The following is a 9,991-nucleotide window of genomic DNA, read 5'->3' as shown; positions in this document are numbered from 1 at the left end:
CCCGCGCGCCTGCGGTGCCTGCTACGAGGTGCCGCAGGACATGGCCGACGAGGTAGCGCGGCTCGAGCCCGCCGCCCGGTCCACGACGCGGCAGGGAACCCCCGGCCTGGACATCGGCGCCGGCGTCGTGGCCCAGCTGCGGCGGGCTGACGTCGTGGTGAACGACCTGGACGTGTGCACGATCGAGGACGAACGATTCTGGTCCCACCGCCGGCAGGCTGACGCCGCCGGCCGGTTCGGGGCCCTGGTGATCCTGAGGCAGGAGGGTGGCGATGGAACGCCGTGAGGAGCTGGCGAGCAACCTCGCCGCTGTCCGCGACCGCATCGCGAGCGCGTGTGAGCGGGCCGAGCGCTCGCCCGACGAGCTGACGCTGGTCGTCGTCACCAAGACCCGGCCCGCGTCCGACGTCGCGCTGCTGGCCGAGCTGGGCGTCACCGACGTGGGTGAGAACCGTCACCCCGAGGCCGACGACAAGCAGCGCGAGGCGCTCCAGCTGGGCGCGAACCTGCGCTGGCACTTCGTCGGCGGTCTCCAGACCAACAAGGCCGGCGCCGTCGCTCGCTACGCCGACGTCGTGCACAGCCTCGACCGGGCGAAGCTGGCGCGCTCCCTCGACCGCGGTGCCGCCGCAGCCGAGCGGACCCTGCGCTGCCTCATCCAGGTGGACTTCGACACGACCGACCCGGGGCGCGCCGGCGTCCCGCCCCACGAGGTCGCGGCCCTGGCCGAGGTCGTGGTGGGGGAGTGCCCCCACCTCGAGCTGGGTGGCGTCATGACCGTCGCCCCGCTCGGACAGGACCCGGCACCCAGCTTCGCGCGCCTGCGCGAGATCGGTGCCGAGCTCGTCCGCGACGTCCCCACCGCGACGACGATCTCGGCGGGGATGAGCGAGGATTTCGAGGTCGCGATCCAGCACGGCGCGACACACCTGCGGGTGGGTCGTTCGGTGCTCGGGCAGCGTCCTGTACTGCAGTAATGTCAAGAACGTCAAGACCGAAAGATCGGGAGTGAGCATGGCTGGCGCAATGCGGAGGATGGGCGAGTACCTCGGACTCGTCGAGCAGGCCGAGTACGACGAAGCGGCGGAGTACGAGACGCCGGCTCCGGCGCGTACCGCGACCGCGGTGCGTACGCCTGCGCCCCAGCAGCAGCAGCCGGCGGCGCGGCCCGTCACGGCGCTCGAGGACCGTCGTCAGCCCGGGATGTCCGTGGCCGACCTGGCGCGCATCGAGACCGTCACGCCGCGGACCTACAACGACGCCCGCACGATCGGTGAGTCGTTCCGCTCCGGCGTGCCCGTGATCATGAACCTCTCCGACATCGGCGACGACGACGCCAAGCGGCTCGTGGACTTCGCCGCGGGCCTCGTGTTCGCCGTCCATGGCACGATCAACCGGATCACCGCGAAGGTGTTCCTGCTCTCGCCCGAGGGCGTCCAGGTCTCCGACGAGGACCGTGCGACGCTGGCGGCCGGCGGCTTCTACAACCAGAGCTGAGGTCCTGTGTCGCCGATCGGCGCTGTTCTCTCCACCCTCATCGAGATCGCGATCATCCTGGTCATCGCCAGGTTCGTCGTCGACTGGGTGCAGCTTCTCGCGCGCCAGTGGCAGCCGCGCGGTTTCATCGCGGTCCTGTGCGAGCTGATCTTCAGCCTCACCGATCCGCCCCTGCGCGCGCTGCGCAAGGTCATCCCTCCGATCCGCCTGGGGGGCGTGATGCTCGACCTGTCGGCGATGGTCCTGTTGCTGTTCTTGTTCATTGCCCAATCACTTGTGCTGGTCATCTTCTAGGCTGAGGTCGAGACTCAGGCACCGGCCGCTTGGCGGGTGCATAGGATGAAGCGGTACCGTTGACGACGGCCCCACAACTTGCACAACCCCAGATCCGACTCAAACGCAGAGGTGACCAGATGGCGCTCACGCCCCAGGACATTCGCGACAAGCAGTTCACCGCCGTGCGCTTGCGCGACGGCTACGACATGGGTGAGGTCGAGCAGTTCCTCGATGAGGTCGAGGTCGAGTTCGAGCGCCTGGTCAACGAGAACACCGAGCTGAAGGCCAAGGTCGCCGAGCTCGAGGCCGCCGTCGAGGAGGCGTCGAAGGCGCAGCCCGCCGCCGCCCCCGCCCCGGTCGCCGAGGCTCCCAAGCCCGAGCCGGTCAAGGCGCCCGAGCCGGTCAAGGCGCCCGAGCCCACCCCGCAGGAGCTGCGCGTCACCTCGACCGCCGAGGCCTCCACGGCCGCGGCGCGACTCCTCGAGATCGCGTCGGCCAACGCCGACCAGCTCATGGATGCCGCGAAGGAAGAGGCCGACACGATCATCGGCGAGGCGCGCGTCGAGGCCGAGCAGCTCTCGGCCGAGGCCCGTCGCAACGCCGACACGCTGCAGTACGAGTCGCGCAAGCGCGCCGAGCAGCTCGACCTCGAGACCGAGCAGCGTCGCAAGGAGACGATCTCCAACCTCGAGCGCGAGCGCCAGGAGCTCCAGGGCGAGATCGATCACCTGCGTGCCTACGAGCGCGAGTACCGCGCCCGCCTGAAGGCCTACTTCCAGGACCAGCTCGCCCAGCTCGAGGGCAGCGCTCCGGTCGCCCCGCAGAAGGGCACTGCCCTGGACGGCGGTAACGACGCGTCGTGAGGCCACACGCGTTCTGAGTCACGAACGGCGCCCGATCCCCTCAGGGGTCGGGCGCCGTCGTGTGTCCGGGGTCGGGCCTCCGGACCCGCCCCGCGCCGTACGGGCGCGAGGCGGGCACCGGGTCAGGCGCGGGCCAGGCTCAGCGTGAGTCCGAGGTCCTTGTCGGTGACGTCGCCAGCGCTGCCCTCGGCGAACGCCGTGGCCAGCACCTCGTCGGCGATCGTCGCGCCGTGCTCGCGCAGGGCCTCGGCGGTCTCGCCGTCGGCCGACCACGTGAGGGTGATCCGGTCGGTGATCTCCAGGCCGGCTGCCTTGCGGGCCTCCTGGATGACGCGGACGGCCTCGCGGGCCAGGCCGGCGCGACGCAGCTCGTCGTCGATCGCCAGGTCGAGAGCGACCGTCTCGCCCTGCTCGTTCACGACGGACCAGCCCTCGCGGGGGCGCTCGGTGACGATGACGTCGTCCGGCTCGACCTGCCAGGTCTGACCGTCGGCGCCCGCCACCGTGGCGGTGCCGTCGGCGTCGAGTCGCGCGGCGAGGTCGCCCGCGTCTGCCGCGGCGATCGCCTGGGCCACGACGGGCGTCTGCTTGCCATGACGCTTGCCCAGGTGGCGGAAGTTGGCCTTGGCCGAGAACTCCACCAGGTCCGAGCCGGCGTCGGCCAGCGATCCCAGCGACTCGATGTTGAGCTCCTCGCAGACCTGTGCGCGCAGGGTCTCGCCGAGCTGCTCGAAGTGGGCGGAGCCGATCAGGGCACGGCGCAGCGGCTGGCGGGTGCGGACCTTGGCCTCGGCGCGTGCGGCACGGCCCAGCTCGGTGACGCGGCGGGCGAGATCGACCCGTTCGGCCAGCCCGTCGACGACGAGCGACTCGTCGGCCTCGGGCCAGGCGGCCAGGTGCACCGACGCGGGGGCGTCGGGAGTGACGGGCACGATGAGGTCCTGCCAGACCCGCTCGGTGACGAAGGGCACCAGCGGGGCCATCAGGCGAGTCAGGACGTCGAGCACCTCGTGCAGCGTCGCCAGGGCGGCGGCGTCGCCGCGCCAGAAGCGCTTGCGCGAGCGGCGGACGTACCAGTTGGACATGTCGTCGACGAACGTCGACAGGACGGCGCCGGCGCGCTGGGTGTCGAAGCTCTCGAGCGCCTCGGTGACCTCGCGGGTCAGGATCTGGGTCTGCGACAGCAGCCAGCGGTCGAGCACGGAGCGCTCCGCGGGCGCGGGCGCCTGGCTGGTGGCCGGGCTCCAGCCCTCGGCACGGGCGTAGAGCACGTGGAAGGCGACGGTGTTCCAGTACGTCAGCAGCACCTTGCGCACGATCTCGGTCAGCGCGTTGTGGCCGATGCGGCGGGCCGACCAGGGCGAGCCGGAGCACGCCATGAACCAGCGCAGCGCGTCCGCTCCGTGCTCGTCCATGAGCGGCATGGGCAGCAGGATGTTGCCCAGGTGCTTGCTCATCTTGCGGCCGTCCTCGGCCAGGATGTGGCCCAGGCACACGACGTTCTCGTAGCTGGAGCGGTCGAACACGAGGGTGCCGACGGCCATCAGCGAGTAGAACCAGCCACGGGTCTGGTCGATCGCCTCGGCGATGTACTGGGCGGGATAGGCCTGCGCGAACTTCTCCTGCGAGCCCTCGACGTGCGGGTAGCCCCACTGCGCGAACGGCATCGAGCCGGAGTCGAACCACGCGTCGATGACCTCGGGCACGCGGCGGTAGGTGCCGGGCTCGCCCTCGACCGTGAAGGTCACGTCGTCGATGTACGGGCGGTGCGGATCGAGGTCGGACTGGTCGGTGCCGGTGAGCTCGGACAGGTGCGCCAGCGACTCGACGCACACGACCTTCGAGGGGTCGGCGTCGTTGCGCCAGATCGGCAGGGGAGTGCCCCAGAAGCGGTTGCGCGACAACGACCAGTCGATGTTGTTCTCGAGCCAGTCGCCGTAGCGGCCGTGCTTGATCGTCCCGGGGAACCAGTTGGTCTGCTCGTTCTGCGCGAGCAGCTCGTTCTTGCGCTCGGTGGTGCGGATGTACCAGGCCGGCAGGGCGAAGTACATCAACGGCGTGTGGCAGCGCCAGCAGTGCGGGTAGCTGTGCTCGTAGTCCAGTCCCCGGAACAGCAGGCCGCGGTCCTCGAGGTCGGCGACGAGGGTCGCGTCGGCCTCCTTGAAGAACTTCCCACCGACCAGGTCGACGTCCTCGCCGAAGTGGCCGTCGGTCGTGATCGGGTTGACGACGGGCAGGCCGTACGCCTTGCACACCGCCATGTCGTCGGCGCCGAACGCGGGCGACTGGTGCACCAGGCCGGTGCCGTCGTCGGTGGTGACGTAGTCGCCCAGGACGACGAAGTGCGCGTCCGGGATCTCCACGAGGTCGAACGGACGGCGGTACGTCCAGCGCTCCATGTCGCGGCCGGTGACGGTCTCGAGGACCTCCCAGCCCTCGCCCAGCGCGGTGCCGACGAGCGGCTCGGCGACGACGACGCGGTCGCTGCCGTCCGACGCGACGACGTAGGTGACGTCCGGGTGGACGGCGACGGCCGTGTTGGACACGAGCGTCCACGGGGTCGTGGTCCACACCAGCAGGTCGGTGCCCTCCCACGCGCCGGACGTCAGGGGGAAGCGCACGTAGACCGACGGGTCGACGACGGTCTCGTAGCCCTGTGCGAGCTCGTGGTCGGACAGGGTGGTGCCGCAGCGCGGGCAGTACGGCGCGACGCGGTAGTCCTCGACCAGCAGGCCCTTGCCGTGGATCTGCGACAGCGCCCACCACACGCTCTCGACGTAGGAGGCGTCCATCGTGCGGTACGGGTCGGACATGTCGGTCCAGTAGCCCATGCGCTCGGTCATGGCCTCGAACTGGTCGACGTTGCGCAGGACGGACTCGCGGCACCTCGCGTTGAACTCGGCGATGCCGTACGCCTCGATGTCGGGCTTGCCGTTGAAGCCCAGCTCCTTCTCGACCGCGATCTCGACGGGCAGTCCGTGGCAGTCCCAGCCGGCCTTGCGCTCGACGCGGAAGCCCTGCATCGTCTTGAACCGGGGGAAGACGTCCTTGAAGACGCGCGCCTCGACGTGGTGCGTGCCGGGGACGCCGTTGGCGGTGGGCGGGCCCTCGTAGAAGGTCCAGCGCGGCGCGTCCTCGCGGGTGTCCATGCTGGCCGCGAACGTGCCCTGCTCACCCCACAGGTCCAGCACCTCGCGCTCCATCGCCGGGAGGTCGACGTGCGCGGGAACCGGGCGGTAGCCCAGCGGTGCGCCAGCGGCTGCGGAAGGGGCTGGTGCGGGGGTGTTCGAGACGTCCTGGCTCACCCGGCCGATTCTACGGGGGTGCGACTTGCACCCGGTCCGTGGTCGGTCTACTGTCCCCGCATGCCCAAGACCACGTTGGCCGTGCGTGCGGACGAGACGCCCTGGACCGCCGCCGAAGCCAAAACCGTGCACGAGGAACTGACCGGTGACCTCGCGCGTCTGAAGGACGAGCTCGACACCACCGCCAAGGATCTGCAGGACATCCTGGCCGGTGGCGTCGACGGCGCGGGCAACGATCAGGCCGACGTCGGCTCGAACAGCCTCGAGCGCGACGCCGAGCTGTCCTTGGCCGCCAACCAGCGCGAGCTGCTGATGCAGACCGAGAAGGCGCTCGAGCGTCTCGAGGACGGCACGTACGGCGTGTGCGAGCAGTGCGGCGAGCCGATCGGCAAGCTGCGCCTCATGGCCTTCCCGCGAGCGACGCTGTGCATGGACTGCAAGCGCCGCGAGGAGCGTCGCTGACCACCGTGGCCTCCTCCGCCGGACCGGCGACCACCCCGATCGGCCCGCGCAGGGTCGGCCTGTTCGCGTCCGTGGCGGCGATCACGATCGTCGCGGACCAGCTCACCAAGTGGTGGGCGATCGAGCGCCTCGAGGGCCGTGAGCCCATCGAGCTGATCGGCGACCTGCTCGGGCTGCGCTTCGTGCTCAACCCCGGTGCCGCCCTGGGCACCGCGGCCGGCTACACGATCGTGCTGACGCTCATCGCGATCGCCGTCACGATCACCCTCATCGTCATCGCCCCACGACTGCGCGACGCCTGGTGGGCGGTGGGCCTGGGCCTGTTCCTGGGTGGCGCCGTGGGCAACCTCATCGACCGGCTCCTCCGAGAGCCGGCGTTCCTGCGCGGCCACGTCGTCGACTTCATCGACTACGCCGGCTTCTTCGTGGGCAACGTCGCCGACATCGCCCTGACGCTGGCCGCCGTCGTCATCATCTGGCGCTCGTGGCGCGGACACCGATTCGACGGCACCCGGGAGACAGCATGACCACCGAGGACGAGTCCCAGGTCCGCTCCATCGACATCCCCGAGGGGCTGGCGGGCGAGCGGGTCGACGTCGCGATGGCGCGGCTCTTCGGCGTCTCGCGGACGCGCGCCGACGAGCTCGTCTCCGAGGGGCTGGTGCTGCTCGACGGCGCGAAGCCGATCAAGTCCGACCGCGTCGAGCCCGGGATGCTCCTCGAGGCGACGATCCCGGCCCCGCGTCGTGCCGTCGTCGTGCCCAGCGAGGTCGAGGGCATGTCGATCGTCCACGAGGACGACGAGATCGTCGTCGTCGACAAGCCGGTGGGCGTCGCGGCGCACCCCGGCGTCGGCTGGGACGGCCCGACCGTCTCGGGACACCTGGCCGGGGTGGGCGTGCGCATCTCCACCAGTGGCGCCCCCGAGCGCCAGGGCATCGTCCAGCGCCTCGACGTGGGCACCAGCGGCCTCATGGTCGTCGCCAAGTCCGAGCGCGCCTACACCGTGCTGAAGCAGGCGTTCCGTGACCGGACGGTCGACAAGACCTACCACGCGCTGGTGCAGGGCCACCCCGACCCGCACACCGGCACGATCGACGCCCCGATCGCGCGGCATCCCAAGCACGACTTCAAGTTCACGGTCCGGGCCGACGGGCGCGCCAGCCTGACGCACTACGACACGCTCGAGGCCCACCGGTTCGCGTCGCTGCTGACGATCAAGCTCGAGACGGGCCGGACCCACCAGATCCGCGTGCACATGAGCGCGATCAAGCACCCGTGCGTGGGCGACCCGCTCTACGGCTCCGACCCGGTCCTGGCCAAGCGCGTCGGGCTCGACCGCCAGTGGCTCCATGCCGTGCGCCTGGGCTTCGACCACCCGGGCACGGGGGAGTGGGTCGAGTACTCCAGCCCGTACCCCGCCGACCTGCAGCGTGCCCTCGACCTGATTCGCGAGCTGGACTGACGGTTTCCCCGGTTAACCGGGGAAGCCGTCACTTCACGAGGGTTGCGATCCTCGAGAAGTGACAGGGAACCTCGTCCAGTGGCGCCGTGGCGGTCGTTCCCGCGGCCAGGTCGGCACGGGCCATCCGGCACAATGTGGCCATGAGCCCTGTCATGCGCCAGTCGGAGAAGTTGAGGGATGTGCTGTACGACATCCGCGGCCCCGTCAGCGCGCGAGCTGCCCAGCTCGAGGCGGAGGGACACCGCATCCTCAAGCTCAACATCGGCAACCCGCAGCCGTTCGGATTCGACGCGCCGGCCGAGATCCTGCAGGACGTCATCGCCGGTCTGCCCACAGCGCAGGGCTACTCCGACTCGCGCGGCATCCAGTCCGCGCGCCGCGCCGTCGTGCACCACTACCAGCTGCAGGACGGCTTCCCGGCCATCGACATCGACGACGTCTGGCTCGGCAACGGCGTCAGCGAGCTGATCCAGATCGCCCTGCAGGCGCTGCTGAACAACGGCGATGAGGTGCTGATCCCGGTCCCGGACTATCCGCTGTGGACCGCCGTCACGAACCTCGCGGGCGGTCGTCCCGTGCACTACCGGTGCGACGAGGACAATGACTGGAACCCCGACCTGGCCGACCTCGAGTCGAAGATCACCGAGCGCACCAAGGTCATCGTCGTCATCAACCCGAACAACCCGACGGGCGCGGTCTACAGCCGCGAGACCCTGACGGCGATCGCCGACCTCGCTCGCAAGCACGACCTGGTCCTGATGGCCGACGAGATCTACGACAAGATCCTCTACGACGACGCCGTCCACATCCCGATGGCGAGCATCGCGCCCGACGTCCTCACGCTGACCTTCAACGGGCTGTCCAAGGCGTATCGCGTCTGCGGGTACCGCGCGGGCTGGCTCGTCGTGACCGGTCCCCTCGAGCGGGCGCAGGACTACCTCGAGGGCATCACGCTGCTGGCCTCGATGCGCCTGTGTCCCAACGTGCCGGCACAGAACGCGATCCAGGTGGCGCTGGGCGGCTACCAGTCGATCAAGGAGCTGATCCTGCCCGGCGGTCGCCTGCTCGAGCAGCGCGACACCGCCGTCACCGAGCTGCGCAAGATCCCCGGCGTCAGCGTGGTCCAGCCCCGTGGTGCGCTGTACGCGTTCCCGAGGCTCGACCCCGAGGTGTACCCGATCAAGGACGACCAGCAGTTCGTGCTGGACCTGCTGATGAGCGAGAAGATCCTGCTCACGCAGGGGTCAGGGTTCAACTGGCCCGACCCCGACCACCTGCGCATCGTGACGCTGCCGTGGTCGCGCGACCTGGCCGAGGCGATCCAGCGGATGGGCAACTTCCTCAGCACGTACCGCCAGGCCTGACGCGGGCCCCGGCGCTCAGCCGGTCCGGGACGTCCGGCGGACCTCGCGGGCGCCGCGCTCGTCCAGCTCACGCAACTGGGTGGCGATGTCGGAGGCCGCCTTGCGGGCGTGGTTGAGGTCCTCGCGGACGTCGTCGAGGTGCTGCTTCCAGGTGCGCTGGAAGCCGCTCATGCTGCCCTGCACGTCGTCCTCGGGGGTCATGCGTCCCTCGCGGATCGACAGGCGGATCTCGGGCACGCGCTGGCCGGACTCGTTGAGTGCCCGGGCGCACTCCTGCAGCTCCTCTCCGATGGAGGCGATGTCGTCGGGCAGCGACACGCGTAGGGGGTCGGGGGTGGCCTCGCCGTTCGGCGACGTGGCGCTCGCCAGGAACGACTTCTCCTGGCGCGGGAGCTTCTCGACGAGCTGGTTGTCGACGCGGTTGACCTGGCGCAGGGCCTCGACGAGGTCCTCGATGGTCGCGCGGACGCTCTGGCGGTAACGATCGGCGGCCTGCTCGACCTTGCCGTTCATCATCATCGCCATGGCACCGTGCCGGTCGGTGAACTCCAGCCCGGCGAGCCGGCGCAAGGAGCCCTCGAACTGGTCCAGGACCTGCTGGTCCACGGCCTTGATCACCTGACCGGCCTCGGTCGGCGGCTCGACGTCGCGGCGGTCGTCGGGCTCGTCCTGGTCGAGGTCTCGTGGGCTGTCGTCGCGGCCGCCCTTGCCGTCGCGCTCGCGCTCGGCGCGCCGACGCTCGCGCTCGCGTTCACGCTC

11 protein-coding genes are annotated in these 9,991 nt (G+C 70.3%); 9 read left to right on the top strand and 2 right to left on the bottom strand.

Features of this window, described 5'->3' with window-relative positions; translation table 11 throughout:
- The 5 genes from RT323_RS14515 to RT323_RS14495 all read left to right on the top strand — a co-directional run.
- On the top strand, positions 1-286 hold a 286-nt coding region (locus RT323_RS14515; RefSeq protein ID WP_313409725.1), incomplete at its 5' end, for a laccase domain-containing protein.
- Positions 273-977 carry a YggS family pyridoxal phosphate-dependent enzyme gene (locus RT323_RS14510; protein ID WP_313409723.1) on the top strand — a complete coding sequence of 235 codons (705 nt, stop codon included), beginning with the start codon at positions 273-275 and terminating at the stop codon, positions 975-977. The genes RT323_RS14515 and RT323_RS14510, both read left to right, overlap by 14 nt.
- 37 nt (positions 978-1,014) lie before the next feature.
- Positions 1,015-1,497 (top strand): cell division protein SepF, encoded by a 483-nt coding sequence (locus RT323_RS14505; protein WP_313409721.1) that lies wholly within the window; start codon positions 1,015-1,017, stop codon positions 1,495-1,497.
- Positions 1,498-1,503: 6 nt separating this feature from the next.
- Positions 1,504-1,791 (top strand): YggT family protein, encoded by a 288-nt coding sequence (locus tag RT323_RS14500; RefSeq protein WP_313409720.1) that lies wholly within the window; start codon positions 1,504-1,506, stop codon positions 1,789-1,791.
- A 119-nt stretch (positions 1,792-1,910) separates the two neighbouring features.
- A complete protein-coding gene (locus RT323_RS14495) occupies positions 1,911-2,636 on the top strand; it encodes a DivIVA domain-containing protein (protein WP_313409718.1) in 726 nt (241 codons plus the stop codon).
- Positions 2,637-2,758: 122 nt separating this feature from the next.
- On the opposite strand, the gene ileS is transcribed toward RT323_RS14495, so the two are convergent.
- On the bottom strand, positions 2,759-5,881 hold the full coding sequence (gene ileS, locus RT323_RS14490) for an isoleucine--tRNA ligase (protein ID WP_313409727.1): 3,123 nt from the start codon (positions 5,879-5,881) through the stop codon (positions 2,759-2,761).
- Between the two features lie 120 nt (positions 5,882-6,001).
- Here ileS and RT323_RS14485 point away from each other — a divergent pair, with 120 nt between their 5' ends.
- From RT323_RS14485 to RT323_RS14470, 4 genes are all read left to right on the top strand, one after another.
- A complete protein-coding gene (locus RT323_RS14485; RefSeq protein WP_313409717.1) occupies positions 6,002-6,403 on the top strand; it encodes a TraR/DksA family transcriptional regulator in 402 nt (133 codons plus the stop codon).
- Between the two features lie 5 nt (positions 6,404-6,408).
- The gene (lspA, locus tag RT323_RS14480; RefSeq protein ID WP_313409715.1) at positions 6,409-6,930 is read left to right on the top strand and encodes a signal peptidase II; all 522 of its coding nucleotides are present in this window, start codon (positions 6,409-6,411) and stop codon (positions 6,928-6,930) included.
- Entirely contained in the window at positions 6,927-7,868 is a 942-nt protein-coding gene (locus RT323_RS14475) for an RluA family pseudouridine synthase (protein ID WP_313409713.1), read from the top strand. Before lspA ends, RT323_RS14475 begins: the two co-directional genes overlap by 4 nt.
- 140 nt (positions 7,869-8,008) lie before the next feature.
- The gene (locus RT323_RS14470) at positions 8,009-9,232 is read left to right on the top strand and encodes a pyridoxal phosphate-dependent aminotransferase (protein ID WP_313409711.1); all 1,224 of its coding nucleotides are present in this window, start codon (positions 8,009-8,011) and stop codon (positions 9,230-9,232) included.
- 15 nt (positions 9,233-9,247) lie between these two features.
- Here RT323_RS14470 and RT323_RS14465 read toward each other — a convergent pair.
- A partial coding sequence (locus RT323_RS14465) for a hypothetical protein (RefSeq protein WP_313409709.1) occupies positions 9,248-9,991 on the bottom strand: 744 nt, incomplete at its 5' end.

The organism is Aeromicrobium sp., from assembly GCF_032084975.1.
In the GTDB taxonomy this organism is placed as follows: Bacteria; Actinomycetota; Actinomycetes; order Propionibacteriales; family Nocardioidaceae; genus Aeromicrobium.
Note: the sequence above shows the minus strand (reverse complement) of the source record. Positions and strands in the feature narration are given on the sequence as shown.

Bases quoted from the DNA above. Each gene is read 5' to 3' on its own strand.
- RT323_RS14495 (WP_313409718.1), top strand. From the start codon at position 1,911: ATGGCGCTCACGCCCCAGGACATTCGCGACAAGCAGTTCACCGCCGTG.
- RT323_RS14470 (WP_313409711.1), top strand. From the start codon at position 8,009: ATGAGCCCTGTCATGCGCCAGTCGGAGAAGTTGAGGGATGTGCTGTAC.
- RT323_RS14510 (WP_313409723.1), top strand. From the start codon at position 273: ATGGAACGCCGTGAGGAGCTGGCGAGCAACCTCGCCGCTGTCCGCGAC.
- RT323_RS14485 (WP_313409717.1), top strand. From the start codon at position 6,002: ATGCCCAAGACCACGTTGGCCGTGCGTGCGGACGAGACGCCCTGGACC.
- RT323_RS14505 (WP_313409721.1), top strand. From the start codon at position 1,015: ATGGCTGGCGCAATGCGGAGGATGGGCGAGTACCTCGGACTCGTCGAG.
- RT323_RS14475 (WP_313409713.1), top strand. From the start codon at position 6,927: ATGACCACCGAGGACGAGTCCCAGGTCCGCTCCATCGACATCCCCGAG.